The 26,004-nt window shown below is 65.0% G+C and carries 23 protein-coding genes; 10 read left to right on the plus strand and 13 right to left on the minus strand.

Annotated elements, in window-relative coordinates; translation table 11 throughout:
- Positions 1–465 precede the first annotated feature (465 nt).
- The 10 genes from G3446_RS15040 to nifH all read right to left on the minus strand — a co-directional run bounded on the left by G3446_RS15040 (position 466) and on the right by nifH (position 11,128).
- A complete protein-coding gene (locus G3446_RS15040; RefSeq protein WP_164453649.1) occupies positions 466–2,523 on the minus strand; it encodes an EAL domain-containing protein in 2,058 nt (685 codons plus the stop codon).
- 915 nt (positions 2,524–3,438) lie between these two features.
- The gene (locus G3446_RS15045) at positions 3,439–4,401 is read right to left on the minus strand and encodes a hypothetical protein (RefSeq protein WP_164453650.1); all 963 of its coding nucleotides are present in this window, start codon (positions 4,399–4,401) and stop codon (positions 3,439–3,441) included.
- A gap of 58 nt (positions 4,402–4,459) precedes the next feature.
- Positions 4,460–5,224 carry a 4Fe4S-binding leucine-rich repeat protein gene (locus tag G3446_RS15050; RefSeq protein WP_164453651.1) on the minus strand — a complete coding sequence of 255 codons (765 nt, stop codon included), beginning with the start codon at positions 5,222–5,224 and terminating at the stop codon, positions 4,460–4,462.
- A 20-nt stretch (positions 5,225–5,244) separates the two neighbouring features.
- Positions 5,245–5,514 (minus strand): DUF6129 family protein, encoded by a 270-nt coding sequence (locus G3446_RS15055; RefSeq protein WP_164453652.1) that lies wholly within the window; start codon positions 5,512–5,514, stop codon positions 5,245–5,247.
- Positions 5,511–6,218 (minus strand): dinitrogenase iron-molybdenum cofactor biosynthesis protein, encoded by a 708-nt coding sequence (locus tag G3446_RS15060; protein WP_164453653.1) that lies wholly within the window; start codon positions 6,216–6,218, stop codon positions 5,511–5,513. The genes G3446_RS15055 and G3446_RS15060 overlap by 4 nt, the downstream gene beginning before the upstream one ends.
- 84 nt (positions 6,219–6,302) lie before the next feature.
- Complete coding sequence (locus tag G3446_RS15065) at positions 6,303–6,503, minus strand: 4Fe-4S binding protein (RefSeq protein WP_164453654.1); 201 nt, start codon at positions 6,501–6,503, stop codon at positions 6,303–6,305.
- A gap of 141 nt (positions 6,504–6,644) precedes the next feature.
- Positions 6,645–6,863: a putative nitrogen fixation protein NifT gene (gene nifT, locus G3446_RS15070; RefSeq protein WP_164453655.1), complete on the minus strand. Its 219-nt coding sequence runs from the start codon at positions 6,861–6,863 to the stop codon at positions 6,645–6,647.
- A 78-nt stretch (positions 6,864–6,941) separates the two neighbouring features.
- Complete coding sequence (nifK, locus tag G3446_RS15075) at positions 6,942–8,513, minus strand: nitrogenase molybdenum-iron protein subunit beta (protein ID WP_164453656.1); 1,572 nt, start codon at positions 8,511–8,513, stop codon at positions 6,942–6,944.
- Between the two features lie 127 nt (positions 8,514–8,640).
- Positions 8,641–10,125 carry a nitrogenase molybdenum-iron protein alpha chain gene (nifD, locus tag G3446_RS15080; protein ID WP_164453657.1) on the minus strand — a complete coding sequence of 495 codons (1,485 nt, stop codon included), beginning with the start codon at positions 10,123–10,125 and terminating at the stop codon, positions 8,641–8,643.
- Positions 10,126–10,246: 121 nt separating this feature from the next.
- Entirely contained in the window at positions 10,247–11,128 is an 882-nt protein-coding gene (nifH, locus tag G3446_RS15085) for a nitrogenase iron protein (RefSeq protein ID WP_164453658.1), read from the minus strand.
- Between the two features lie 178 nt (positions 11,129–11,306).
- Here nifH and G3446_RS15090 point away from each other — a divergent pair, with 178 nt between their 5' ends.
- The 6 genes from G3446_RS15090 (at position 11,307) to secF (ending at position 17,746) form a co-directional block, all read left to right on the plus strand.
- Positions 11,307–12,161, plus strand: a complete 855-nt coding sequence (locus G3446_RS15090; protein ID WP_164453659.1) for an NAD(+)--dinitrogen-reductase ADP-D-ribosyltransferase — start codon at positions 11,307–11,309, stop codon at positions 12,159–12,161.
- A 31-nt stretch (positions 12,162–12,192) separates the two neighbouring features.
- Positions 12,193–12,954 (plus strand): HAD family hydrolase, encoded by a 762-nt coding sequence (locus G3446_RS15095; RefSeq protein ID WP_245232524.1) that lies wholly within the window; start codon positions 12,193–12,195, stop codon positions 12,952–12,954.
- The gene (gene tgt / locus G3446_RS15100; RefSeq protein ID WP_164453661.1) at positions 12,944–14,050 is read left to right on the plus strand and encodes a tRNA guanosine(34) transglycosylase Tgt; all 1,107 of its coding nucleotides are present in this window, start codon (positions 12,944–12,946) and stop codon (positions 14,048–14,050) included. The genes G3446_RS15095 and tgt overlap by 11 nt, the downstream gene beginning before the upstream one ends.
- A gap of 211 nt (positions 14,051–14,261) precedes the next feature.
- Positions 14,262–14,594 (plus strand): preprotein translocase subunit YajC, encoded by a 333-nt coding sequence (gene yajC, locus G3446_RS15105; RefSeq protein ID WP_164453662.1) that lies wholly within the window; start codon positions 14,262–14,264, stop codon positions 14,592–14,594.
- Between the two features lie 335 nt (positions 14,595–14,929).
- On the plus strand, positions 14,930–16,786 hold the full coding sequence (gene secD, locus G3446_RS15110; RefSeq protein WP_164453663.1) for a protein translocase subunit SecD: 1,857 nt from the start codon (positions 14,930–14,932) through the stop codon (positions 16,784–16,786).
- Positions 16,787–16,798: 12 nt separating this feature from the next.
- Entirely contained in the window at positions 16,799–17,746 is a 948-nt protein-coding gene (gene secF / locus G3446_RS15115) for a protein translocase subunit SecF (RefSeq protein WP_164453664.1), read from the plus strand.
- A gap of 114 nt (positions 17,747–17,860) precedes the next feature.
- Here secF and G3446_RS15120 read toward each other — a convergent pair whose 3' ends face one another.
- On the minus strand, positions 17,861–18,988 hold the full coding sequence (locus G3446_RS15120) for an NAD(P)/FAD-dependent oxidoreductase (protein WP_164453665.1): 1,128 nt from the start codon (positions 18,986–18,988) through the stop codon (positions 17,861–17,863).
- Positions 18,989–19,089: 101 nt separating this feature from the next.
- Positions 19,090–19,716: an arylesterase gene (locus G3446_RS15125; RefSeq protein WP_164453666.1), complete on the minus strand. Its 627-nt coding sequence runs from the start codon at positions 19,714–19,716 to the stop codon at positions 19,090–19,092.
- On the opposite strand from G3446_RS15125, the gene G3446_RS15130 reads away from it, so the two are divergent.
- The gene (locus tag G3446_RS15130) at positions 19,715–20,404 is read left to right on the plus strand and encodes an ABC transporter ATP-binding protein (RefSeq protein ID WP_164453667.1); all 690 of its coding nucleotides are present in this window, start codon (positions 19,715–19,717) and stop codon (positions 20,402–20,404) included. The genes G3446_RS15125 and G3446_RS15130 overlap by 2 nt on opposite strands.
- Positions 20,401–22,890 (plus strand): ABC transporter permease, encoded by a 2,490-nt coding sequence (locus G3446_RS15135; protein WP_164453668.1) that lies wholly within the window; start codon positions 20,401–20,403, stop codon positions 22,888–22,890. The genes G3446_RS15130 and G3446_RS15135 overlap by 4 nt, the downstream gene beginning before the upstream one ends.
- Before the next feature lie 97 nt (positions 22,891–22,987).
- Here G3446_RS15135 and G3446_RS15140 read toward each other — a convergent pair whose 3' ends face one another.
- A complete protein-coding gene (locus G3446_RS15140; protein ID WP_164453669.1) occupies positions 22,988–23,185 on the minus strand; it encodes an Alvin_2107 family globule sulfur oxidation protein in 198 nt (65 codons plus the stop codon).
- 372 nt (positions 23,186–23,557) lie between these two features.
- On the opposite strand from G3446_RS15140, the gene G3446_RS15145 reads away from it, so the two are divergent.
- Positions 23,558–24,601 (plus strand): AAA family ATPase, encoded by a 1,044-nt coding sequence (locus G3446_RS15145; RefSeq protein WP_164453670.1) that lies wholly within the window; start codon positions 23,558–23,560, stop codon positions 24,599–24,601.
- Positions 24,594–25,883 (plus strand): vWA domain-containing protein, encoded by a 1,290-nt coding sequence (locus tag G3446_RS15150; protein WP_164453671.1) that lies wholly within the window; start codon positions 24,594–24,596, stop codon positions 25,881–25,883. The genes G3446_RS15145 and G3446_RS15150 overlap by 8 nt, the downstream gene beginning before the upstream one ends.
- The last annotated feature ends 121 nt before the right edge of the window (positions 25,884–26,004 follow it).

Here is a 26,004-nt window from a genome sequence, read left to right on the forward strand (position 1 = left end):
ATCTCATCGTGATGCTGTTCAACAAAGGGGTTCATCGTCTGACTCCCGTGTGCGGGCTTACTCAAACGATAGACGATCCGCCCCTCTTTGGTTCCGGCTTTGCCGGGTTAGGATAACCCTGAAAAGAGCGGCCAGCTGTCAGCTTCTTAGATCAGTCAGTTGGCCATCACAGAGTGCCCGCCCGAACTCACCCAACGGGTGAAAGCGTTGATCCTAAAAAGAGCAGTTGAACCGCAAAGGGCACAAAGAGCGCAAAGGATTGCAACACCTTGTCTGCGAAGCGATGCTCACTCAGAGGGTGAAGCGACGCAGCGATGCAAGCCTCTGTTGTTCTTCGTGTCCTTCGCGCCTTTGCGGTTCCAATTGCCGAATCTAGGTTGGTAGGCGAAAACCTCGGCAAACCAACAGCTGGAGGCTAATACTCCAAGCATTCCCCGTCCCTGCAAAATAGGGTGGCACGGCCGACTAGCCCGAAGCCTCCCCCCCGGCGGCGAACTCGAAGTCCATCGCAAGCCCAGGCGGCTGGATATAGGGCCCTTGGATGAGATCCACACCCTCGCTGAAGAGCCGCGCGATCGCTGCGGGGCCGTCGACGCCGGTCGCGATGACCCTGGCGCCACAGGCCTTGATCGACTGGATGAGCCAGGCGATGGAGTCGGCGTCCGGCCCGTGGATGACGCGGCGGCTGATGCGCACATAGCCCGAGGGCACCGCGTGCAGCACCCGCATGCTGCGCTCGCTGAAATCAAGGCCGTTCAGGCAGACACGGATGCCGAGGCGGCCGAGCTGGCGTGAGCGCTTGATGGCAAGCTCGAGCTGCTTGTCGGCCTCCCCGATCTCGAATTGCAGGACCGGGCGCAGTCGGATGAGGTCGCGCGCATTGATCTCATCGCGCACCCAGTAGATCCAGTCGTCCTTGGCCAAGCCATAGAGCGACTGGTGGATGAACAAGAGCACCGGCTGTTTCGCGTCCATCTTCTTCTTCAGCACGTCAAGCCCTGCGGCGAGCAGCCAGCGGTCGAATCTCGGCGCGAGCCCGGAGCGGGCAATGGTTGCCATGAAGTCCGCCGGCGGCAAGACCTCGCCGTCGCCGATCAGCAGCCGAGGTGTCATTTCGTAGCGCTCACCGACGATCCCGGTCAGCGCCACCATCGGCTCATAGAGCAGCTCGGTGCGCTCGTAGCGCACTGCGTCCAGAACGGCCAAACGCCGATCATCCCGCGCCACCGAGGACTTGGCGCGGTCGTAGAGCCCGACCTCGCCAGCCCCGCCCCGCAGCGACCAGCGCGCCGCCTTCGCGGCCCGCGAGAGCAGCGTGACAGCATCCTTGCAGGCTCCCGTCAAGGGGTACCATCCGCCACCGACATCGGCGCCAATGCTCTTTTGCTCGAGCAGCTCACCTGCCCTGAAGAGCAGGCTTTGGGCCAGCTCGGCGATCTGCTGATTGCTATCCCGACAGATCAGGATGGCGATCGAGCGCTCGCTGACACGCGCCGCGAGATCACCTGGCTTCACGTGCGCGGCAACCTCGGCCGCGACCAGCTCGAGGCTTTCGTCGACGCCCATGATGTCGAGATAGACGATAGCACGATGCCCAAGGCGGCTTTGGGCGACCCGGTGCATCGCGCCACCAGACTGGTTGGAATAGGCCTGACCGAGCAGCCAATCCAAACGCTTGAGCAGCCGCTCGCGGGTCGCGAGCCGAGTGAGCGAGTCGATGCTCGCCGACCCGCGCCAGCGGCGGCGACGCTCGCTGGCGCGCTGCAGCTGCTCGCGCACCACGGTCACCAAGCGGTCGGGCGCAACCGGCTTGGAGAGAAACTCATCCCCACCGACCCTAAGCGCCGCCATCTGGACGTCCGGATCCAGCTCCGAGGACAGGAAGATGATGGGAATGTCGGCGAACTTGTCGCGCCCGCGGATGACGCCGGTCAGCTCGATCCCCGAGGCGCCGGGCATATGCAGGTCCATGACGACGAGGTCCGGCTGGAAGTCGTCCAAGACATCCATGACCTTCATGGCATTGGTGACACGTCGTGTCTCGATACCGGCACCCTGCAAGACGCGTGAGGCGAAGAGCGCGGCCACCGGCTGGTCGTCGACGACCAGCACCCGAGTCGCCCCCTCGTGGCGAATATCCAGGATCTCGGCGATGCGCTCGGCGAGACGCTCCTGCGGATCCACGAGCAGCAAGACCGCCTCCGCGCCGGCGCGCATCGCCGCCAGCCGGTAGCCGAGATCTTCCCGATCCGCCAGCACCACGAGCTTGGCAGGCGCTCCCTCAGGCTCAGCTTTCGAGAGCCGCTCCGCGATCTCCCCGATCTCGTCCGGGCTCACGAGCAGACGCGTGTCCACCGCAGCCAGCGCGGGGCGTGTCGACAGGGCGATGCCCATGCCATCCGCCAAGCGCTGACATGCGGTCACTCGAGCCCCCAGCGCCTCGAGCGCCTCGGACAGCCCCTCCGCCGTTGCCGGATCGGCGGATAGCAGCAGAATTTCACTGTTGAAAGCTTGCTCAGGCATTTCTGGAGTCGGTTCCCTAGCGGATCTAGCGTGCAACGTCGGCCAATGTGATAGGGCCTCATCGTACACAGTCGTTATCCAGGATGCATTTGCCGCGCAGGCCCCATGCCACTGCGATCCTATCAGCGCGCTGGAGGCCGGACAGTCCGGCACGCGCGGCGAAGGGCGCAGCCGGAGCCCGAAGCGAGCGGCGCTTCAGGCGGAACTGCATGCAGCGACAACCGCGCTAGCGATTGTCCTAGATTCGGCAATTGGAACCGCAAAGTCGCACAGGACACTAAGTAAAACAAAGGGTTGCTCAATGCATCCATGTCACCCATCGGGTGAGTAAGATCCACTCCGCAACGCATTGAAATCCTTTGCGCTCTTAGCGCGCTTTGCGGTTCAACAGCTCTTTTCAGGATTATCCTAGATCCGGCAGTTGACCGCTCTGCGCTCCATGCAACACAGGGATCATGATCGAGATCCTGGCTTCCTGCTGCTTCACCCGCGGGGTGAAGGCCGCCACGACCCCCAGTGCACGCTCCGCGCGGCGCCTGGCTGCATTGCAACGCCTTGTCGTAGCACCACGACGACGCCTCGTTGCGCCTTGCCAGATACCATGCCGGACGCACCCTGGAGGCCGTCCGACCGCCGGATCTAGGATTATCAACCCAGGAGCAGGAAGGGGGAAGTAAGCCGAGGAAGAGCTGCCAGGCGTCGGGGTTGCGGACGGGTGCGACTGACCCGCCGAAATGGCTCGGCGCGGCAGTGCCTTCTGAGGATGAGGTGGAAAGGGAGCCACCAAGTCGCCGGACGCAGCGCGCCGGCTATCGGCGCGAGAAGGGCCTGAAGCTCAGACGAAAAGGCGAATTGAAAGGGCTTGCCGGGGGCGCGTGGCCTGCACGCTGCCCAGACGGCAAGCCCGCTTGGAGCTCAGAGTCCGTAAGGCGCCTGGTACCACTCCCGCAGGATCTTGAGATCCCTCGCGGGCAGGTAGTCATAGGCCCCCATGAGGTCCGCATGCACAGCCTCGGCCAGCTTGTGAGAGACCTTGCGGTTGGTGAGCATGTGGAAGTACCAGGCGAAGGGATAGCCCATCTCCCGGTCGAAGCCGTGAAGCTGGTTCGCCAGATTGACGCCGCGCGCCACCTCCGAATCAGGCAGCTCGGGCACCCCAGCCGGTGCGATGGGCACGGGCTTGGCGCTGAGATGGCCGTCGCCGTCGCGGTCCTGATACTCGCGGACGGACAAGAGCCAGTGATGGCAGAAGCCCTCCGACTCGGCGGCCGAGCTGCGGTCCCAGTCGTCGAAGAAGCGCGTCAGCTTGGGACCCGCATCGGGCGACGCGACCAGGTCGGCTGCCCGAATCAGCCGCCGGAAGAGCAGGCGTGGGGCGCCCACGGGCTCGTGCTCCAAGCGGGGAAAATCGATTGGATCCACGAAGTCGGCAATGCTGTCCGGAAACCAATCCGGATCCGAGATGGTGCGGTCCAGGACCTCCTGGAGCTGCTCGACCTCGATCTGGATGTAGTCGGCGGCCTGCGGTCCGGTCTGAGCGACCAGATAGTGGGTGCGGCCGTTCAGACGGGTCGCGAAATACTGAACGTCCGAGAGCTTGAGCATCAGCTCGTCGATGTCGCCGCCGGACTCGGCCTCGGCCCACTCGGTGATGTGATGAGCGATGCGGTTGCCGTCCAGGTCCACGACACCGCCCAGGCGATGCCAGCCGGAGCGCGTCATGGCATGCCGGACCTCGAGGTCCGGCAGCTCGTCCTGTATCGCCGCGACGATGGGCTCGATGCCATCGGCCACTTCGAGCGCTTGGCATGCCTGCGCCACGCGCAGCTCCAGACCCGCCACCAAGGCGGGCTGCTGGGTACTCGCTGTCTTCACCATGGGAGTCGACTCACGATTCTTGTGATGTACGGGTTTGTTTCTGAGGCGCGGGCGTCGGCTATTCCGGCTGGGACGGCTCGGCGCGCACCAGGCGGTCCTCGGCGATGGCGCGAACATCAGGGTCCGTATCCTCGCGCAAGGGCTCCAGCATCTCGAGCGGCAGGCGCTCGGCGAGGCGCGCGCGCACGCGCCAGTCGGGATCGGCGAGCAAGGCGCCGACCTCCTCGAAGCGAATGCGCTCGGCCACCTTGAGCCGGACCTCGGGCTCGGGGTCGTCGCGCATCAGCCCCAGGCTCTCGACAGGCAGCCGCTCGGCGACCGTGACGCGCACCTGGCGGTCCGCATCGCGGATCATGCGGAACAGCCGGCCAGGCGCGAGCCGGCGCGCGACGTACTGGCGGACGAGGTAGTCGGGGTCGGTCGCCAGGCGCTCGACGCGGTCGGCCGGAAGCCGATCGGCGACAGTGACGCGCACCTCGCGGTCCGGATCCTCGATGAGGGCGTCCAGGGCCTCGATGGGCAGGCGGTAGGCCAGCACGCGCCGCACGACCTCGTCGGGGTCCTGGATGAGCGGCAAGAGCTTCTTCTGCGACAGGTAGCGCGCGGCGATGGCGCGGCGCTCCCAGAAGCTGTCGCCCGCGTAGTCGTCGGCCAGTGCCGGGTTGACGCGGAAGAAGCGCTCGATCTGGCGCCCGCTCATGGCGCGGACGCAGACGTCGCCGGGCGTGCAGCGCCCCTCGGTGAGCAGGTCGCGGCGGTGTGGGCAGCCGTTGCAGTTACCGACCGAGCTCCGCGCTGTTTGAGCGTCTTCTGTGGTCTTCATGGCTGCGTGCACCCAATCGATCAGCTCTCTTCTTCGACCTGGGCGAGCAGCAGGCCGGTCGCCGAATCGAGGTCGTGCGTGAGCTTCATGCAGTGCTCGCGGCCGTCGACGAGGTAGATGTTGAAGCCGGCGTCCTCGAGAAAGGGCTCATGGACGCCGATCTCGTCGTCGAGGCAGAAGGTGAAGTGCAGGTCCGGGAGATGCTCGCGCAGGGCGCCCAGGGTCTGCTCGTTGAGACCGGCCCGACGGACGATCTCGGCGACCTGATTGAGCCTGGTCTCCTCGATCACGCCTCGCTCTCCTCGCGCTCGAAGCGCACGCGCTCCTCCGGGCTCTTGCCCATGACCTTGGCGAGCCAAGGCGGCGTGCTGGTGGCGAGCACTTGCTGCAGGGCGACCATGCGGTCGCGGGCGCTCCCCCCCTTGGGATCCTTGATCGGGTGGATGTCCTTCTTGACGACCTTGGCTGCGGGCGGGCCGCCGATGGAGGCGACGTAGAGGACCTGGCAGTCGGCGATGAGGTCGGCGCGATAGGCATTCTTGTCGTCGTCCGCCTGGGAGTCGTCGATCTCACGGACATCGATGAGGCGGCTCTCCTTGGCGGAGACTTGGTAGACGAGGAAGCGTCGCGCGGAGCCGAAGTGGCCGTCGAGGTCTTCGCCACGATTGGAGGCGCAGGCGACCCGAACGGAGTCAGGCATGTCGCCGTCGGCATAGGGCTCGACCGGCGGTGGCGGCTCCAGTCCCTCGAGCCCCTCGCCCTTGAGAATGGCGAGCGCGGCCTTGAGGTCGTCTTGATCCAGGCTGGCCAGCTCGCCTTCGGCGGCATCCTTGAGATCCTTGACCTTGAGGCGACCGAGGCTCTCGGCGGTCGGCGGCAGACCCACGGCGTCCGCGAGCACACGGAGCAGGCGCGCGGCATCCGTATCTGGGAGCGTGCGGGCCGCCAGCCCGATCCGCAGGGCGATGTCTTCTGAGAGAGCGCCGTTGGCCATGGTGGGTTTCCTCGGGTCTCTGTATGTTCGCTTTGGCTGAAAAGGGCGTGACACCGCGGCGCGGTGTCACGCGACGCGGTGTCGTTACACCGGCACGATGCAGTCGTCTTCCATGCAGGCATCTAGGCACTGCGGGGTTCCGGGCTCACCGTCACCTTCGCACTCGCTGCAGGTCGCGGCGTCGATCTTGTAGACACCCTTGAAGGGGCTGATCGATTGGGTCGGGCAGACCGGCTCGCAGTCGCCGCAAGCGGTACAGACGTCACGTACGATTTGAAAGGCCATTTGGGTACTCCAGAGAAATTGCTTGATTCAGCCGACAAGTCGGGTGGACGAGCGAGAGCGAAGTCCACCGAGCCCCGTGGCGACGCTGGTGGACTGCGCTGCGCTTGTCCACCCTACAAGGCTACGAGGCCGCTAGGGCGCTCACTCACCGGCGCGCTTGAAGCGCAAGGTCGTCGGAAACTGCGGTGGTGGGCTGATGGGGTCGATGTACCAGCGCGAGCCGTCTGTCAGCTCCACCTCGCCCCCCCAGGCCTCGTCGGTGTCGGTCTCGACGGTGGCGATGGTCTCTTCCATGTCCTTCTTGGCGACGTAGAACAGCAGGCCACCGTCGTCCTTCCTGCGAATCATTACGTTGGGCATAGAGATCTCACTCTCTCGATGAGCGTCCTGCGCTCGCCAGCCGCCAGCCACACAGCGCTGGCAGCTGGCGGCAGGGAGCTATCGAACCAAGTCGTAGTTGAAGTCGGTCACGCCCATCTCGCGGGTTTCGTCGTCCAGGCGCTCCAGGACGGCGTTGACCAGCGTGGTCAGCATGTACATGGCACCCTCGTAGCCCAGGGTGGTCATGCGATGCAGGTGATGACGATCGAAGATCGGGAAGCCGATGCGGATCACCGGAACCTCGAACTCAGGACCCTTGTGCTTGGTGTCGCGCTGGATGAACTTGCCGTAGCTGTTACCGATCAGGAAGTCCGGCTTGTCGGTGAAGCACAGCGAGCGCAGGTGCCAGAGGTCCTTGCCGATGTGGACTTCGGCGCCAGCCCCATAAGGCGAGTCGGACAGGATCTTCTCGACGGCCTTCTTCCAGCGCTTGTTGGCGTGGTTGCAGAGGACGTGGGTCGGCTCGGCGCCCAGCTCGAGCAGGAACTTGGTCATGCCCATGACGAAGTCGGCATCACCGTAGAGAGCGAGCTTCTTGCCGTGCAGCCAGGTGTGGCTGTCCGTCATCATGTCGACCAGACGGCCGCGCTCCTTCGCCAGCGACTCTGGGATCTCCTTGCCGGAGAGCTCGGACACCTTCATCAGGAATTCGTCGGTCCACTCCAGCCCCATGGGGATGTTGATGGCCGGGACGTCGTGCTTCCAGGTGATCTGCGAGAACTTCTTGGTCTTCGGCAGCTGCCAGGGCTGGAGCAGGATGGTGTCGATGGCGTTCGGCGCGTCCTTCATCTCGGCGAGCGGGGTGCCGCCGTCGTACATGCGGTACTGGCCGTCGGCCGGGGTGTCCAGCACCTCGGTCGGATCGCACAGCAGGCTGTAGCCGACGCCCATCTCCTGCATCATGCGGTGCATGACGCGGTAGTTGCCGAGGTAGGTCTCGAAACCGGGCACGATGTTGATCTTGCCGTTCGAGCCGACCGTCTTGTCCTCCATGTGGTTCAGCGTGAAGTAGCGCTGCATGCCCTCGAACATGTTGTCCCAGCCGGTGGTATGGCTGCCGACGAAGCTCGGGGTGTGCGCGAAGGGCGTCGGGAAGTCTTGCTCGATGTGCCCTTCCTTCTTGGCGTTGCCGATGAAGGCGTTGAGGTCGTCACCAATGACCTCGGCCATGCAGGTGGTGCTGACCGCGATGCACTCGGGCTTGTAGAGTGCCTTGGCGTTCTCCAGACCGTCGAACATGTTCTTCTGGCCACCGAAGACCGCCGCGTCCTCGGTCATGGAGTCGGAGACGCAGGCGACCGGCTCCTTGAAGTGGCGGTTGAAGTAGGTGCGGAAGTAGGCGACGCAGCCCTGGGAGCCATGCACGTAAGGCAGGGTCTTCTCGAAGCCGAGTGCGCAGAGCACGGCGCCGAGGGGCTGGCAGGCCTTGGCCGGGTTGATGGTCAGGGCCTCACGCTTGAAGTTCAGCTCCTGGTATTCCTTGGTGGTCGTCCACTGGAAGGTCTCCTCGATCTTATCGAGTGCAGGCACTTCCTCGACGGTATCACGCTTGGCCTTGAGGTTTTCCTTGTAATCCTCGTCACGGAACAAGGGGTAGCAAGGCTTGATCTGGTCGACTGTCTGGCTCATGAGTGTGCTCCTACCGCGCCGCTAATCTGCGGACAGACGGCATGAAAAGGGGTAGCTGGGCTTCCAGCGGCCAGCTTCCAGCCACCAGCAAGAAGTGCTGGTAGCTGGCCGCTGGCGGCTCGTTCAATCAGGCGCTGGCGGCGACCGCCTCGGCCTCACCCTCGGCAGGCTTCTGCCAGGGTGCCTGCATGCTCTTCCAGCAGGGATTGTTGATGGTCATGTCCATGTCACGGGCGAAGATGGCGAAGCCGTCGTAGCCGTGATAGGGGCCGGAGTAATCCCAGGAGTGCATCTGGCGGAAAGGCACGCCCATCTTCTGGAAGATGTACTTTTCCTTGATGCCGGAGCCGATCAGGTCAGGCTTGACCTTCTTGACGAACTCCTCGAACTCATAGCCGGTGACGTCGTCATACAGCAGTGTCGAGTCACCCATCTCCTTGATGGTGCGGTCGTAGTCGTCGTTATGCGCGAACTCGTAGCCCGTGCCGACCACTTCCATGCCCAGATCCTCATAGGCGCCGATGACGTGACGCGGACGCAGACCGCCGACGTAGAGCATCACCTTCTTACCTTCCAGGCGCGGACGGTACTTGGCGATGATGGCCTCGTACTCGGCGGTGTACTTCTCGATGACCTTCTCGGCGTTGGCCTGGATGGTCTCGTCGAAGAAGGCGGCGATCTTACGCAGCGACTCGGCGATCTTGGTCGGGCCGAAGAAGTTGTACTCCATCCACGGCACACCGTATTTCTCTTCCATGAACCGGCTGATGTAGTTCATGGAGCGGTAGCAGTGGATGAGGTTCAGCTTGACCTTGGGGGTCAGCTCCATCTCCGAGAGGGTGCCGTCACCGGACCACTGTGCGACGACGCGCAGACCCATCTCCTCGAGCAGGATGCGCGAGGCCCAGGCGTCACCACCGATGTTGTAGTCGCCGATGACCGCGACGTCGTACTTGCCGGTCTCGAAGGAGTTGTCGCCATCGCGGTTGCCGATGACCCAGTCACGGATGGCGTCGTTGGCGATGTGGTGACCCAGCGACTGAGACACACCACGGAAGCCCTCGCAGCGAACCGGGACGATCGGCTTCTCGAGCTCCTTGCTCTTCTTCTTGGAGACGGCCTCGATGTCGTCGCCAATCAGACCGATCGGGCACTCGGACTGGACACTGATGCCCTTGGCCAGCGGGAACAGCTCTTCGATCTCGGAGATGAGCTTGTCGAGCTTCTTGTCGCCGCCGAACACGATGTCCTTCTCCTGGAAATCCGAGGTGAAGTTCATGGTTCCGAAGGTGTTCACACCCGTGTGGCCGACGTAGTAGTTACGACGACCGGCGCGGGAGTACTGACCGCAGCCAACCGGGCCGTGGGAGATGTGGATCATGTCCTTGATCGGACCCCAGACCACGCCCTTGGAGCCGGCGTAGGCGCAGCCACGGACGGTCATGACGCCGGGGAGCGACTTGCGGTTGGAGATGATGCACTTCTTGGACTGCTCGATCGACTGATCGTTGACGGCCAGGTGCTTCGCACGGTCCTTCTTGGCCTTATCCGGGTAGACCTCGAGGACTTCCTGGATGAGGTCCTGGGTCTCTTCGCGAGTCATACTTGCCATGGTGGCTTTTCCTCAAATTCGGCGCCGCGACTAATCCGCCGACAGTCGCACGGTGAGAAATCATGAGCGGTGGACGGCGACACCTGGGTGCCGCGTCCGCTGTTCAGGCAGTGAGCGCCGATTAGGCGGTCGCTTCTTCTGCTGCGGCCTTGCCGACGATGGACTCGTCCACTTCCTCGAGCACACCGAATTCCATGAGCAGGTCTTCGAGCTGGTCCATGGAGATCGGGGTTGGGACGACGAACATCTTGTTGTCGATGATCTTCTGCGCCAGCTGACGGTACTCGTCGGCCTGCTTGGCCTTGGGCTCGTACTCGATGACCGTCATGCGACGGATCTCGGCGCGCTGCACGACGTTGTCACGCGGCACGAAGTGGATCATCTGGGTGCCCAGCTGACGGGCCAGCTCCATGATCAGCTCGTCTTCGCGGGCCGTGTTGCGGCTGTTGCAGATGAGGCCGGCGAGACGCACGCCACCTGAGCTGGCGTACTTCACGATACCCTTGGCGATGTTGTTGGCCGCGTACATGGCCATCATCTCGCCGGAGCAGACGATGTAGATCTCCTGGGCCTTGTTCTCGCGGATCGGCATGGCGAAGCCGCCGCAGACCACGTCGCCGAGCACGTCATAGAAGACGAAGTCCAGGTCGGCCTCGTAGGCACCTTCCTCTTCGAGGAAGTTGATGGCGGTGATGACGCCGCGGCCAGCGCAGCCAACGCCTGGCTCAGGACCACCGGACTCGACGCACTTGATGTCGCCGTAGCCGACCTTGAGCACGTCTTCCAGCTCGAGGTCTTCGACGGAGCCCGCCTCGGCCGCCATCTCCATGATGGTGTTCTGCGCCTTGGAGTGCAGGATCAGACGCGTGGAGTCGGCCTTGGGGTCGCAACCGACGATCATGACCTTCTTGCCAAGCTCAGCCAGACCCGCAACCAGGTTCTGGGTAGTGGTAGACTTGCCGATTCCGCCTTTGCCGTAGATGGCGCATTGACGCAGTGCCATGTGGGTTCTCCTGTTTTGCTCGTCTCACGAGCGTTGAACGAATCGTCACTCGCCAGCTACCAAGCAACCTTCATGCCAGGCGAAAGAAAACCCTCAACCCACTGTTTTTGAAGGCTCTACCTGACCCTAAGCACCTCCCCAGTCTTGGTAGCATCCCCGACAAAGCCCCGGGGGCTGTATGGATAACAACAGACAAAGCGAACAAAGCAGCCAGCCGGCCCCTTCCCTGCCCGCCAGCGCCCGCCTCCCGTTCAACCACTGCAACCTACCGGCCGTCATCCTCGGCAGCCTCACCTTCCAGGAGCACCCGGTCCCGCTGGAGATCGACGGCGTCCGCGATTTCCACCAAGACCTCTTCGCGACCCTGGCCGCCTTCGGTCGGCACGCGGATCGCGCACAACGCTTCCAGGACTACATGACCGTGAACTTCCTGCTCGACGAGCTCGACGAGGCGGGACTCACGCCCGGCCGGCGGCGGAAGTCGCGCGTCAATGCCAATTACCTGCGGATGGTGCGGGGCTGGTCGTTCGACTCGGACGGGCGCGAGGGCGCGGTGCTCAAACGCTGGGTGGAGAGCCGCTTCGGGCTATTGGCGCGACATCACGCCGGCTCGCTGATCGATCGCAACGGCGACGCCTATCACCACTATGTGCTACAGGGCACACGCGGGCTCTACGCGACCAATGCATTGGAGGCCCAGCTCGACCTGCTCTACACCTATTGCCAGTACGAGCTGGCACGCGAGCACCCCCACACCTTGCACATCAGGCTCTACCGGGGCATCAACCGCATCGACGAGCACGAGATCCTGGAGACAGGCGTCTGCGGTCGACACCGCGTCCTGCTGAACAATCTCAACAGCTTCACCAGCAACCGCGAGCGCGCGGACGAGTTCGGCGACTACATCCTCATGGCCAAGGTCCCGCTGTCGAAGGTCTTCTTCTACAACCGACTGCTGCCCGGGATGCTCAAGGGGGAAGACGAGTATGTGGTGATCGGCGGAGCCTATGAGGTTTGCATCAGTACGATCTGATCGCCAAGCCAAGGCGCCAGAAGCGAGCAGTTTGGCCCGAGCCACCCAATCCGGGCACAATGCAGGCCCACATCACGGCTATCAGCGACCGCGCGTGCCCGACATCCGCCTCATCACTCTAGACCTGGACGACACCCTCTGGCCCTGCATGCCCGTCATCCAGGCCGCCGAGGAGGCGCTCTATGCCTGGCTGCAGGATCGGGCGCCTCGGCTGGCTGAGGCCGAAGACGTCGACAGCATGCGTCAGCACCGCAAAGGGATCATGGAGCGCCGCCCCGAGATCGCGCACGACCTGGGAATGGTGCGGCGCCTATCCCTCGTCGAGCTGCTGGACCGCCACCGCCATGACACGAGCATCGTCGACGAGGCGCTCGCCCTGTTCCTCGAGCACCGCTGCCGAGTGGAGCCCTACCCGGACGTCCTGCCCGCACTCCAATCGCTGTCGCAGCGCTTCTCGCTGGTGTCCGTCACCAATGGAAACTCGAACGTCGAGGTCACACCCCTGAAAGGTCTCTTCCATCACAGCATCTCCGCCGCCGAGGCCGGCGCGGCCAAGCCGCATCCGGCCATGTTCGAGCACGCACTCACGCTCGCCGGCTGCCGTCCCGATCAGTGTCTCCACCTGGGCGACGATCCCTGGCTGGACGTCGAGGCGGCGCGCCAGGCAGGTCTGCGCGCCGCCTGGATCAATCGGCTTGGCAAGCCCTGGCCGGACGCGCTCGCGGAGCCCGAGGTCGCCATCGAGACCCTAAGCGAGCTGCTAACTTGGCTGGAGGAAGCGGATGGACTTTGAGCTTCTGGGACGCGACGGCCTGGCGCGGCGCGGCCGCCTGAGCTTCCCGCGCGGCAGGGTGGAGACCCCCGCCTTCATGCCAGTCGGGACCTATGGCACGGTCAAGGCCATGACGCCTGAGGAGCTGCTGGACGTTGGCGCCGAGATCGTCCTGGGCAACACCTTTCATCTCATGCTGCGCCCGGGGACCGAGATTATCCGGCAGCTCGGCGACCTGCACGACTTCATGCACTGGGACAAGCCCATCCTCACCGACTCCGGCGGCTTCCAGGTCTTCAGCCTGGGCGATCTGCGCAAGATCACCGAGGAGGGTGTGCACTTCCAGTCTCCCATCGACGGCAGCCCGGTCTTCTTGAGCCCGGAGGTCTCGATGCAGGTCCAGCGCGACCTGGGCTCGGACATCGTCATGATCTTCGACGAGTGCACGCCCTACCCCGCGGACGAGGCGCAGGCACGGGCGTCCATGGAGCTGTCGCTGCGCTGGGCGGCGCGCTCGCGCGAGGCGCACGGCGACAATCCCTCGGCATTGTTCGGAATCGTACAAGGCGGCATGCACGAGGGGCCGCGCGCCGAGTCGCTGGAGGGTCTGACGCGAATCGGCTTCGACGGCTACGCCGTCGGCGGCCTCTCCGTCGGCGAGCCGGAAGCGGACCGGCTGCGGGTGCTGGATTTCCTCTCCGACAAGCTCCCCGCCGATCGCCCGCGCTACCTCATGGGCGTCGGCACCCCAGAGGACATCGTCGCCGCCGTGCAGCGCGGCATCGATATGTTCGACTGCGTCATGCCGACCCGCAACGCGCGCAATGGCTATCTCTTCACGCACCATGGCATCGTGAAGGTCCGCAACGCCGCCAACCGCAGCGACGAGGGCCCCGTCGACCCCATGTGCGACTGCTACACCTGTCGCAACTACAGCCGCGCCTATCTGCACCACCTCGACAAGTGCAAGGAGATCCTCGGCGCCCGTCTCGCGACCATCCACAACCTGCACTACTATCAAGGGCTGATGCGCGGACTGAGAGATGCCATCCGTGATGGACGGCTCGATTCGTTCGTCGCCCAGTTCGTCGACCTGAGATCCAGCCGCTCGCCATGATGCGGGGCTGGCTCGCGGCCGGCCCAAGCGAGGCTCGCGCATGAAGAGCCTGTAATCCTCTCACGGCCGAAATCTCCTCTCACCTTCGACGTCGGTGTGCGATAATTCGCGACCGACTTTATCTGGTCTGCATCGCCTGGCGGTGCCGATCTGCAATCAAAGCCATCGGACACGTCGCGCATGGCGGTCCGCAACGACATCAGGAACCACTATGAGCTTCTTTATCTCCGACGCACTAGCGCAAGGCGAGCCCGCGGCTGCCGCGGGCGATCCCTTCATGGCACTGCTGCCGCTGGTGCTGTTCGCAGTCATCTTCTACTTCCTGCTCATCCGCCCCCAGGCCAAGCGCCAGAAGGAGCACCGCAAGATGGTCGAGGCCCTCGCCAAGGGTGACGAGATCATCACCATGGGCGGCATGGCCGCTCGCATCACGGACATCGGCGAGAACTTCGTGCAGGCCGAAGTTGCTGACGGGGTTCAGGTGAAGATCCGCCGCGCGGCGGTCGAGTCGGTACTGCCCAAGGGCACCTTGAAGGAGCTCTGAGGCTCCCGCGCAGCGCTCACCGAGCGCTGCCCTGCCTGCGGAGCCGACGCTTTCTTGGCATGACCACTACCCGGGGCATGACCACTACCCGGGGCATGACCACCACTCGGAGCATGAGCGCCACCGACAGGGCGCCAACGCCCGGACGGTCCTGACGGCGCCGCCGCGGCCACGCAGACCCGCGCGATAGCACTGGACCACAGCCAAGGCCGGAGCACCGCCGACAGGAGCCCCTCCAGCCCTTGCGGGTGCGCGCCGCGAGGCCCGGTGCTGCGCCTCATCCCGCCCTTCCCACTCTGTCCCCTCCGACAGCCGACGTAGCGATTGGAACAACAATGAACCGATACCCGCTGTGGAAGAATCTGTTGATTCTGGGCGTGGTCTTGACCGGGCTATTGCTAGCCTGGCCAAACCTCTACTCCCAGGACCCATCGATCGAGGTCACCGCCGCGCGCGGGGCCGAAATCACCGACTCGAGCAAAGGTGAGATCCAGGCCGCACTCGAGAACGCCAATGTCCCCTTCAAGGCGATCGAGCCGCGTGAGGAAGGCAAGCTGCTGGTGCGCTTCGCGACACCCGGGAATCAGCTCAAGGGACAAGAGGCCATCGAGCAGACGCTCGCCGAGCGCTATCGCAGCGCCTTGACCCAGGTCGCCGACCTTCCGGGCTGGATGCGCGCCATGGAGCTCAACCAGATGTCGTTGGGACTCGACCTGCGCGGCGGCATCCACGTCGTCATCGACGTCGACATGGAGGCGGCGCTGGATCAAGCCCTAGAGCGCTACATCGGCGACATCCGCACACTGCTGCGCGAGGACAAGGTCCGCTATCTGACCGTGACCCGCGACGGCGGCAGCATCGAGGTGAAGTTCAAGGACGCGGAGACCCGCGACGCGGGCGAGAAGGCCATCAGGCGCGAGTTTCGCGACCTGGACATCGAGAGCACCCAGGATGGCGCAGATCTCGTGCTCCTGGCCAGACTTCCCGAGGCCCAGCAGCAAGAGATCAAGAACTTCGCGCTGGAGCAGAACATCACCACCCTGCGCAACCGCGTCAACGCCCTGGGTGTCGCCGAGCCGAGCATCGCCCGTCAGGGAGAGCGGCGCATCGTCGTCGAGCTGCCGGGGGCACGGGATCCCGGTCGCCTGAAGGAGATCCTGGGCGCAACCGCGACCCTGGAGTATCGCCTCGTCGATACCGAGAACAGCGTCGCAGACGCCGTATCGGGCCGCCTCCCCGTCGGCAGCAAGCTCTACTCCGAGCGCAACGGCACGCCCATCCTGCTCAAGCGTCGCGTCATCGTGACCGGCGACCAGATCACGGACGCCTCGGCCGGCTTCGACAGCCAGAGCGGCACACCCGCGGTCTTCGTCAACCTCGACGGTCAGGGCGCGCGACGCATGCGCAATGTGACCACGGAGAACGTAGGCAAGCCCATGGCGGTCGTCTTCATCGAGAACCGCACGACCACCAGGATGGTCGAGGGCGAGCCGGTCAAGACCACGCGCAAGGTCGAGGAGGTCATCAGCGTCGCCACCATTCGCGAGCCCTTCGGCCGACGCTTCCAGACCACCGGACTCGACAGCAGCGACGAGGCGCACAATACCGCCCTGCTGCTGCGCTCGGGCGCCTTGGCGGCCCCGATCCAGATCGTCGAGGAGCGCACCATCGGCCCCAGCCTGGGTCAGGACAACATCGATCAGGGCTTCATGTCCGTCATGATCGGCCTGGCCCTGGTGATCGGCTTCATGGCGCTCTATTACCGCGTGTTCGGCCTGGTGGCGGACTTGGTGCTGGTGGTCAATCTGGTCTTGATCGTCGGCGTGCTCTCCATGCTGCAAGCCACGCTGACATTGCCCGGCATCGCCGGCATCGTGCTCACCGTGGGTATGGCGGTGGACGCCAATGTGCTCATCTTCGAGCGGATCCGCGAGGAGATCCGCAACGGCAACTCGCCGCAGGCCAGTATCCATGCGGGCTACGACAAGGCGCTCTCGACCATCGTGGACGCCAATGTCACCACCTTGATCGCTGCGGTCGTCCTCTTCAGCTTCGGCACCGGGCCGGTCAAGGGCTTCGCCGTGACCCTCTTCATCGGCATCCTGACCTCGATGTTCACCGCCATCCTCGGCTCGCGCGCCCTGATCAACCTGATCTACGGCGGCCGTCGACTCAACAAGCTGGCTATCTGAGGGGCGTCCGGTATGAGCAAGAAACGCACGATCAATGACTTTGGCATCGACTTCATGGGCAAGCGCAAGCTCGCCGCGACGCTGTCCGGAGCCGCGCTGGTACTCTGCCTCCTGTCTATCCTCTTCCGCGGCTTCGACCTCGGACTGGATTTCACCGGGGGCACGGTCATCGAGCTTGGCTACCCAGCGCCCGCGGAGCTGAGCGACGTTCGCGCCACCCTGGAGCAGGAAGGACTTGAGGCAGCGACCATCCAGTATTTCGGCTCGCGCACCGACGTTCTGATTCGCCTGGCGCCCAAGGAGGGAGAAGCGGACAGCGCCCAGCTGAGCGACCGCGTCTATCGCACGCTCAACCAGGCAGCGGGGGGAGAGGTCGAGCTCAGGCGCGTGGAGTTCGTCGGCCCTCAGGTCGGCGAAGAGCTGCGCGAGAAGGGCGGACTGGCCGTGCTCTTCTCGCTGATCGGCATCCTTATCTATGTCGCGCTGCGCTTCGAGTGGCGTTTCGCCGTGGGGGCGGTCGCGGCACTCGTGCACGACGTCATCTTCACCGTCGGGATGTTCTCCATCTTCCAGATCCCCTTCGATCTCACGGTGCTCGCCGCCGTGCTGGCGGTGATCGGCTACTCGCTGAACGACACCATCGTCATCTTCGACAGGATCCGCGAGAATTTCCGCCGCATGCGCAAGGGCACCGTCATCGGGATCACCAACAGCTCCATCAACCAGACGCTGTCGCGCACCATCGTGACCTCGGGCACCACCCTGCTGGTGCTCTTCGCCCTCTACGTCCTGGGCGGCGAGGCCATCAGCGGCTTCTCGCTTGCGCTCATCATCGGCATCTTCGTCGGCACCTACTCCACCATCTACGTCGCCACGGCGGTCGTCATCTGGCTCGGGCTCAGTCGAAACGACCTCATGCCGGTCAAGAAGGAAGGCGCGGAGATGGACGCCATCCCCTAGCTTGAGGCGCAACGGGCAGGCGCCCAGGCGACGGGCGCATCATGAAAAGGGCCGTCCGCAGGCTGCGGACGGCCCTTTCTCGTTGGCCGCGAGGAACAGCGGCGCCCAGGAAGCTCAGCGATAGCGATGCAGGTACATCCACTCGAAGAAGCGTTTCAGCCAATGGAAGATCCGCAAAGACGGCATGACCAGGTTGTACTTCTCGTTGCGCGCGACCAGCATGCCACTGCTGTTGGTGTCGACGATGCAAATGAGCTCGACGCGGAAGCCGGCCTTGGGCGTCTGTCCTTTGAGCTCGGCAACCAGATTGCGTGACGCCGCCCGGGCCTGCAGGTCCGCCATGTGACCCTGCTTGGGCATCCAGTCGGGACCCGGGAAGCTACCTGAGTCACCCGCGACATAGACCCGCTCGAAGCCGGGCACGCGGCACTGGGCATCGGCCTGCAGCAGACCGCCCGGCGAGCGCGGCAGCTCGGTGCTGTCGAGCCAGGCATTGCCCGTCATCCCCGGCATGAAGAGGATGAGGTCGGCCGGAAACTCCTCCGCCTCTGTAGCGACCGCCGTCTCCGAGAACCCCTTGAGCTTATGCCCCAGGTGGGTGCTGATGCCGCGCCGCTTCATCTCGGCCAGCAGACCGTCGACGGCCTTGGGGCCGAGACGATTGCCGGGACGCGGCGCGGGCGTGAAGAAATGCAGCTCGAACTTGTCGCGCCGCTTCTCCGCGCGCAGCTGATTGTCCATGCCGAAGAGAAACTCGAAGACAGGGCCGCCGCGCATGGAGCTTTGCTCCTTGGGATTGCTGGCGAAGCCCATGGCGATGCTGCCACCCTCCATCGCCCGCACGCGGTCGCGAATCGCCTTCGCGGCGGCGACGCCCTCACAGGGCACGATGGCGTGCCCGATGCCCGGAAGCTTCTTGATGAAGCGCCCGCCACTGGCGATGATCAGGCCATGGTTCTCGATCGGACCTTCCGTCGTCTCCAAGACACGCCCGCCATCGCGTAGGCCTGTTGCCTCCGCGGCGACGTGCTTGACCTTCATGCGGTCGAAGAACCCGCGCAGGTCGATCACGAGATCATCTCCGGTGCGCAGCCCGGAGGGCACCCAGATCAGCCCAGGGTAGTAGACGAGCTCGGCCCTGCGGCTGACGACGGTGATATGAAGATCCGGCTTCAGCCGCCGCAATGCGCGGACGGCCGTGAGGGCGGCGAAGCCGGCCCCAACAATGGTGACACGCTCCATAGATACTCCATCCAGTGATTTCGATAGCCACGCCTCACTCACAGGCTTCAGGCGCTGGCTGCAAGGCGCAGAAAAACAGGCGCGGGCTCGACAGGCCGCGACTAGCCCGCGGCCTTGCCGGCGGCCTCGAGCAATGGCCTGAGCGCGGGCCAGACATTGTCCAGGATCAGCCCCTGAGCCTGCGACTTAGGGTGCAGACCATCGGATTGCATCAGCGCCCAATCCTCGGCGATCCCCTTCAGGAAAGCGGGCACCAAGGCCACCCCGAGGCCCTCGGCGACCTCCGCGTAGACCGCTTGAAAGCCCTCTGTGTAAGCCGCACCATAGTTTGGCGGCAAGCGGACGCCAAGCAGCAGGATCCGAGCCCCGGCATCGCGCCCGCCTCGGATCAGCGCCTCGAGATTCTCCCGAAAGACGCTCAGCGGCACGCCGCGCAGGCCGTCATTCGCACCCAGCTCGATAACCAGCACCGCTGGCTGATGGGACTCCAGGAGCCGCGGCAGACGCGCCAGGCCGCCCGCTGTCGTTTCGCCCGACACGCTGGCGTTGATCACCTCGTGCGGCAAGACCTCCGACGCGATGCGCGCTTGCAGCAGCGCAACCCATCCCTCATCGGTTGAGATTCCATATCCCGCGCTCAGACTGTCCCCAAGAATGAGGACGACCGGCGCCCGTGCGGCGGCCGAAAGCGGCAGCAGTAACAGCAAGATCAGGAGTCGACGGATCATGTCAGCAGAAAGTACCCAAAGCCTGTCGAAGGCAATCGCATTGGGCAAGCATGTTAACGGCCCGGCGGGCGGCTTGACCATCCTCAGCGAGCTCGAGATCGAAATCGGCTCCGGCGAGGCCGTCGCCATCCTCGGCGCCTCGGGCTCTGGCAAGTCGACGCTGCTCGGGCTGCTTGCAGGTCTGGACGACCCGACCACGGGCGAGGTCTGGCTGTGCGGACGACGCGTCGGCGACCTCGACGAGGACGGGCGCGCCGAGCTGCGCAGCGGCCGCGTCGGGTTCGTCTTTCAGAACTTTCAGCTGCTGCAGACACTGACGGCCCGCGAGAACATCCTGCTGCCCCTCGAGCTCACCGGAGCCCCCCAGGCGGCGCGACGCGCCGACGAGGCGCTGGAGCGCGTCGGCCTGACGGCCCGCGCCGGCCACTACCCCAAGCAGCTCTCCGGGGGCGAGCAGCAGCGCGTCGCCATCGCACGCGCCTACGCGCCCCAGCCCAGCATCCTCTTCGCCGACGAGCCGACCGGCAACCTGGACCAGGCTACGGGCGAGCACATCATCGACCTGCTGCTCGCGCTGCGTCAGGACACGGGAGCGGCCCTGGTGATGGTCACCCACGACCCCCGACTGGCCGAGCGCTGCGACCGACGCCTGCGGATGGAGAACGGCGAATTGGAGCAGATGGCATGACGGCCTGGCGCATCACACTCCGCCTACTGCGCCAAGACTGGCGCAGCGGCGAGCTCTATCTGCTGAGCGCAGCGCTCATCCTCACGGTTGCGGCCATCACTGCGGTCGGCTTCTTCACCAACCGCGTCGAAGCCACCATGGAGCGCCAGGGCAGCGCGCTCATCGCCGCCGATCTGGCGCTCGAGTCCTCGTCGCCGCTTGCCGAGGACCTCAGCCAGGAGGCCCGCTCACGCAGCCTGGAAACGGCCCGCACGGTCGAGTTTCGCAGCGTCGTCACGGCCGGCCGGCAGCCCCAGCTCGTTCAGATCAAGGCGGTGGACCCCGGCTATCCGCTGCGCGGCGAGCTCCGGGTGGCGGAGGCAACAGACCTCGACGATCGACCGAGCGCGACCGGACCGCCCGCCGGTGACGTCTGGGTGGAGTCGCGGCTGCTGCGGCTCCTGGATATCGCCATCGGCGATACCCTGCGCGTCGGCGAGACCGGCCTGCGGATCGCCGCCATCCTGACCGACGAGCCGGATCAAGGCCGCAACCTCTTCAGCATCGCGCCGCGCGTGCTCATGAGCCGCGCCGACCTGCCCGCGACCGGCCTGATCGGGCCAGCGAGCCGAGCCACCTACCGCCTGCTGATCGCCGGCCCCGCCGAGGCGATCGCCGACTTCAAGCCATGGCTGGAGCCGAGACTCGCCGCCAATGTCTCGCTCGACGACGCGCTGGAGGCGCGCCCCGAATTCGCCTCGGCCGTCGATCGCGCCTCCAGGTTCCTCCGCCTGGCGACCCTGGTCACGCTCTTGGTCGCGGGCGCAGCGATCGCGCTCGCCAGCCACCGGCTCGTCGAGCGCCAAATCGACGCGGTCGCGGTGATGCGCTGCCTGGGTGCCCCGAGACACCTGCTGATGCGTGTTTTCGTCCTGCGCCTGCTGGTCTTCGGATTGCTCGCGAGCCTACTCGGCTGCCTGCTGGGATGGCTGGGGCAGCTCGGTCTGATCACCGCGCTCGCGGATTGGCTCGAGCAGGATCTGCCGCCGCCCTCGCTGACGCCCGTCTTGATCGGCATCACGACCGGGATGATCGCGCTCCTCGGCTTCGCCGTCCCGCCCTTGGCGCAGCTCGCCCAGGTGCCGCCGCTGCGCGCACTGCGCCGCGACCTCGGCAGGCCGCGCGCATCCGCCGCGCTCACCTTGGGCGCCGCTGGGCTCGCGCTCGCCTTGCTCGTCTTTTGGCAGGCCAACGACTTCGAGCTGGCCTGGAAGCTGCTCGCGGGGCTGCTCGGGGCCCTGCTGGCCTTGATTCTCACCGTCCTGGTGCTGGTGCGTCTCGCCGGCGGGCTCGCGGGGCGCGCCAGCGGCGTCTGGCGGCTTGGCCTGGCGGCCATGGCACGCCGCCCAGGCACCGCCGTGCTGCAGATCACCGGGCTCGGGGTGGGGATTCTCGCCCTCTTGCTACTGGCCGTGGTGCGGGTCGACCTGCTCAAGTCCTGGCAAGAGACGGTGCCTGAGGGCGCGCCGAACTACTTCTTGATCAATATCCAGCCGCATGAGGTCGAGCCGCTGCGCGAATTCTTGAGCAGCGTGGAGATCCAGACCCCGGACCTCTATCCCATGATCCGCGGACGGTTGACGCACATCGGCGGGCAGGCTGTCGATCCCGAGCGCTACCAGGACCCCCGCGCCGAGCGGCTGGCAACGCGCGAGTTCAACCTGAGCTATGGAGCGGAGATGCAGCCCGACAACCGCATCGTCGCGGGCGACTGGTGGGGCAGCAAGGATGCACCGCCGCAGTTCTCGGTCGAGGAAGGCATCGCGGAGACCCTAGGCATCGAGCTCGGCGACGACCTGACCTTCTGGGTGTCTGGACATGCGATCAGCGGCCCCGTGACCAGTCTGCGGAAGGTGCAGTGGGATAGCTTCAACGCCAACTTCTTCGTCGTCGCCTCGCCCGCGCTGCTGCGAGACGAGCCCGCAACCTTCATCACCAGCTTCTTTCTCCCGGCGGAGCGCGAGGCGGTCGTGGCCGAGCTGGCACGACGCTTCCCGAGCGTAACGACCCTGGACGTGGACGCCATCCTGCGCCAAGTGAGAGGCGTCATCGACCGCGGCGTGCTGGCCGTCGAGTATGTGTTCCTCTTCACCCTCGGCGCGGGCCTGCTGGTGATGTACGCGGGGATTCAAGCGAGCCTGGAGCAGCGGCGTGTCGAGCATGGCATTCTGCGCACGCTCGGGGCCGATCGACGCTCGCTCCTGACGAGCCTGGGCGTCGAGTTCACCGCCGCCGGGCTGCTCGCCGGACTGCTGGCGTCGATCTTCGCCGAATCCACCGGATATCTGCTCGCGGAGCAGCTCTTCGAGCTGGAATTCAGCTTCAACCCAGGCCTTTGGGCGCTCGGCGTGCTCGGATCGGGGGCGCTGATCGGCGTAGCGGGAACCCTGGCGACCTACCCGCTGCTCATTCGCCCACCGCTAAGGACGCTGCGGGGTGAGGGTTAGATCAGCGCAAGGGGAAGGTGCGAAATTTGATCGGACGGGAAACGGAAGATGGCCGCGCGATGGCGCGACCATGGAGCGGCGGGAAGCGATTCGTAGCCTAGGCCTTGACCCAGTTTCCGAAGTTCTCCGTGGACTTCTCCTCGCCGTCGCTGTAGCCAGCCTCATAGGCATCGGTCAGGCGCTGCTCTTCGCGCTTGGGGTTCTGGAGAAACCCGCACTGCCAGCCCTGGATGTACTCGTCGTCGACGCCCATCTGCTCCATCTTGGTCACGGCATCATAGTAAATTTGGTTCATTTCCGGTCTCCGAGCTAATTCATGTGGTGAGGGCCTGATCCAGACGGACTCGGCAAGCTCAACTTTTTCAACAGACAGATCAAAATGTTACTACCATGATCCGCCCTGTCCTCTCTTTTCTTCGACTCTCGGACGGAGCGCGACCCGCACGACGGGTACGATCACGGGGACGAGGAAGCAATAAGAATACAGCGTTTTTCTAATAGGTGACAAGTATGCTTGGACGCTTGACAGACAGCCCGAGATTCAATGACTTTTCTCAAGCGCCTGCAGCTTGCGAAGCAGTCCAGGCAGACACACCTCACGAAAACTAATCGTAAGGTAGGGATTGGGCACGCCCCCACGGCTGTATTCGGAGGACGAAACCACATCATGCGCCCAGCTCAATTGCTCCGCGTCCTAGATCGCGAATTCACCAGCACCGCCGAAGGACACCACACGCCAGTCATGCTCTGGGGACCGCCCGGGGTCGGGAAGTCGCAGATGGTGGCCCAGATCGCGACCCGTCACGCCGCGCCCGTGATCGATATTCGCCTGTCGCAGATGGAGCCGAGCGATCTGCGCGGCATCCCCTTCCGTGCCGGCGAGCAGGTCGAGTGGGCAGTGCCGGCCATGCTTCCCGACAGCGGGCGGCACGGCGAAACGGGCGTGCTCTTCTTGGACGAGATCACCTCGGCGCCGCCAGCCGTTTCCGCGGCGGCCTATCAGCTGATCCTCGACCGCCGCCTGGGCGAGTATCGCGTCCCCGATGGCTGGGCGATCTTCGCGGCCGGCAACCGCCAGGGCGATCGCGGCGTCACCTACAGCATGCCTGCGCCGCTGGCGAATCGCTTCTCGCACTTCGAGGTGGACACCCATCTGGACGACTGGGTCGCCTGGGCCTATCAGAACGGAATCGACGAGCGCATCATCGCCTTCCTGCGCTTCCGGCCGGAGCTCCTGTTCGACTTCGATCCAGCGCACAACCCCATCGCCTTTCCCTCGCCACGCTCGTGGGAATTCGCCCATCGGGGACTGCGCAAGTTCGAGGACCAAATGGATCTGCTGCAGGGCACCCTCCAGGCCTGCGTCGGACCGGCGGCCGGCATCGAGCTGACCGCCTTCATCCAGAGCCTGGATCAAATGCCGGATCTCGACGCCATTGTGCGCGGAGAGTCCGCGAGCGTGCCGCGTGAGATCGATCTGCAGTACGCCGTCGCCGCGGCACTGGTCGGACGGGCCATCCGCTCGGCGAGCGAGCCGGAAGGACAGCAGATCCTCGGCAACATCCTGCAGTACGCCGGGCGCTTCCCCCAGCGCGAGATGGGGGTGATGCTGGTCGCGGATCTCCATCGCGCGGTCGGCAATCAGCTCTTCGAGGTGCCCGCCTTCGCGGACTGGGCCCAGCTCGTCTCGGATGTGATGCTCTATGAGTGAGCACGCCGGAAACGAGCACCAAGGCCAGCAGCCCGCCTCGGCCATCGAGACCAAGCTCGCGGCGGCACGCACGCGCCTGATTCTCGACAAGCCGTTCCTAGGTGCGCTGGTGTTGCGCCTGCCCATGCAGGCCGCCAATCCAGACTGGTGCCCGACCACGGCGACCGACGCCCGCACCTTCTACTTCAACCCTGACTACATCGACTCGCTCACGTCCTCCCAGACTGAGTTCATGCTGGCGCACGAGGCCTTGCATTGCGCGCTGTCCCACTTCGCACGACGCCAGCACCGCGTCCAGCACAAGTGGGACCTCGCCTGCGATTACGCGATCAATCCCTTATTGATCGAGGATGGCCTCGCGCCGCCGCCCAACGCCCTGGTGATGCCGCTCTTCAAGGGCTTGACGGCCGAGGAGATCTACCCGCTCATCGAGGATGACGACGACTCCGAGACGCTCGACAAGCACGCCTACGACCAAGAGAACCAGCAGGGCGGCAGTCGGTCTGGGCTCAGCGAGAAGGACCTAGACCGTCAATCTTCGCCTCCGCCGACCACGGGCGACCGGGACGAGGGCGCGGAACAGGGCGCGGAGAGCCAGCCCGAGCAAGGCTCCGGCACGGGCGCGAGCGCGCCCCCTCCGCTGACGCCGGACGAGCGCGAGAGCCTGTCGGTACAATGGCGGCAACGCCTGGCCGGCGCCGCCCAGCAGGCGATGCAGGCGGGCAAGCTGGGCGGCGAGCTGGCGCGGCAGATCGATCATCTCCTGCAGCCGCAGCTCCCCTGGAGGTCGCTGCTGGCGCGCTACCTGACGGCGCTCTCACGCGAGGACTACAGCTATCAGCGCCCCTCGCGGCGCGAAGGCGACTTCATCCTCCCCAGTCTGCGCAGCCACCAGATCGACCTCACCGTCGCCATCGATACGTCTGGATCCATCAGAGACGATGAGCTGGAGGAGTTCATCGCCGAGATCGACGCCCTCAAGGGTCAGGTGAGCGCCCGGATCACGCTGCTTCCCTGCGACGCAGCGCTCTGCGAGGACGCGCCGTTCCGGTTCGAGCCCTGGGAGGAATTCAAGCGCCCAGAGGCCATCAATGGAGGCGGAGGCACGGATTTCCGGCCGGTCTTCGAGTGGATCGAGCGCGAGGGCGCCCAGCCTGACCTGCTGATCTATTTCACGGACGCCAAGGGCAAGTCGCCGGGCCAGGAGCCGCCTTACCCGGTCGTTTGGCTAGTCAAGGGCAGGGAAGCCGTCCCTTGGGGACAGCGCATCCAGCTGAATTGAAGGAGCCGTCGACCAGAACGAGCCTTTGACTTGACCGGGCCTTCCCCTTAGCTTCACGCTGTTTACACCATGGGTCGAGGCGACCACGGGATACTCGCGGTCGAGATCGCCCGCGGCAGTA

Source organism: Thiorhodococcus minor (assembly GCF_010820565.1).
GTDB classification, from domain to species: Bacteria; Pseudomonadota; Gammaproteobacteria; order Chromatiales; family Chromatiaceae; genus Thiorhodococcus; species Thiorhodococcus minor.

Excerpts from the sequence above, each read along its gene's own strand:
- G3446_RS15040 (WP_164453649.1), bottom strand. The coding sequence starts at position 2,523 with ATGCCTGAGCAAGCTTTCAACAGTGAAATTCTGCTGCTATCCGCCGAT.
- G3446_RS15045 (WP_164453650.1), bottom strand. The coding sequence starts at position 4,401 with ATGGTGAAGACAGCGAGTACCCAGCAGCCCGCCTTGGTGGCGGGTCTG.
- G3446_RS15050 (WP_164453651.1), bottom strand. The coding sequence starts at position 5,224 with ATGAAGACCACAGAAGACGCTCAAACAGCGCGGAGCTCGGTCGGTAAC.
- G3446_RS15060 (WP_164453653.1), bottom strand. The coding sequence starts at position 6,218 with ATGGCCAACGGCGCTCTCTCAGAAGACATCGCCCTGCGGATCGGGCTG.
- G3446_RS15065 (WP_164453654.1), bottom strand. The coding sequence starts at position 6,503 with ATGGCCTTTCAAATCGTACGTGACGTCTGTACCGCTTGCGGCGACTGC.
- nifT (WP_164453655.1), bottom strand. The coding sequence starts at position 6,863 with ATGCCCAACGTAATGATTCGCAGGAAGGACGACGGTGGCCTGCTGTTC.
- nifK (WP_164453656.1), bottom strand. The coding sequence starts at position 8,513 with ATGAGCCAGACAGTCGACCAGATCAAGCCTTGCTACCCCTTGTTCCGT.
- nifD (WP_164453657.1), bottom strand. The coding sequence starts at position 10,125 with ATGGCAAGTATGACTCGCGAAGAGACCCAGGACCTCATCCAGGAAGTC.
- nifH (WP_164453658.1), bottom strand. The coding sequence starts at position 11,128 with ATGGCACTGCGTCAATGCGCCATCTACGGCAAAGGCGGAATCGGCAAG.
- G3446_RS15090 (WP_164453659.1), top strand. The coding sequence starts at position 11,307 with ATGGATAACAACAGACAAAGCGAACAAAGCAGCCAGCCGGCCCCTTCC.
- tgt (WP_164453661.1), top strand. The coding sequence starts at position 12,944 with ATGGACTTTGAGCTTCTGGGACGCGACGGCCTGGCGCGGCGCGGCCGC.
- yajC (WP_164453662.1), top strand. The coding sequence starts at position 14,262 with ATGAGCTTCTTTATCTCCGACGCACTAGCGCAAGGCGAGCCCGCGGCT.
- secD (WP_164453663.1), top strand. The coding sequence starts at position 14,930 with ATGAACCGATACCCGCTGTGGAAGAATCTGTTGATTCTGGGCGTGGTC.
- secF (WP_164453664.1), top strand. The coding sequence starts at position 16,799 with ATGAGCAAGAAACGCACGATCAATGACTTTGGCATCGACTTCATGGGC.
- G3446_RS15120 (WP_164453665.1), bottom strand. The coding sequence starts at position 18,988 with ATGGAGCGTGTCACCATTGTTGGGGCCGGCTTCGCCGCCCTCACGGCC.
- G3446_RS15130 (WP_164453667.1), top strand. The coding sequence starts at position 19,715 with ATGTCAGCAGAAAGTACCCAAAGCCTGTCGAAGGCAATCGCATTGGGC.
- G3446_RS15125 (WP_164453666.1), bottom strand. The coding sequence starts at position 19,716 with ATGATCCGTCGACTCCTGATCTTGCTGTTACTGCTGCCGCTTTCGGCC.
- G3446_RS15135 (WP_164453668.1), top strand. The coding sequence starts at position 20,401 with ATGACGGCCTGGCGCATCACACTCCGCCTACTGCGCCAAGACTGGCGC.
- G3446_RS15140 (WP_164453669.1), bottom strand. The coding sequence starts at position 23,185 with ATGAACCAAATTTACTATGATGCCGTGACCAAGATGGAGCAGATGGGC.
- G3446_RS15145 (WP_164453670.1), top strand. The coding sequence starts at position 23,558 with ATGCGCCCAGCTCAATTGCTCCGCGTCCTAGATCGCGAATTCACCAGC.
- G3446_RS15150 (WP_164453671.1), top strand. The coding sequence starts at position 24,594 with ATGAGTGAGCACGCCGGAAACGAGCACCAAGGCCAGCAGCCCGCCTCG.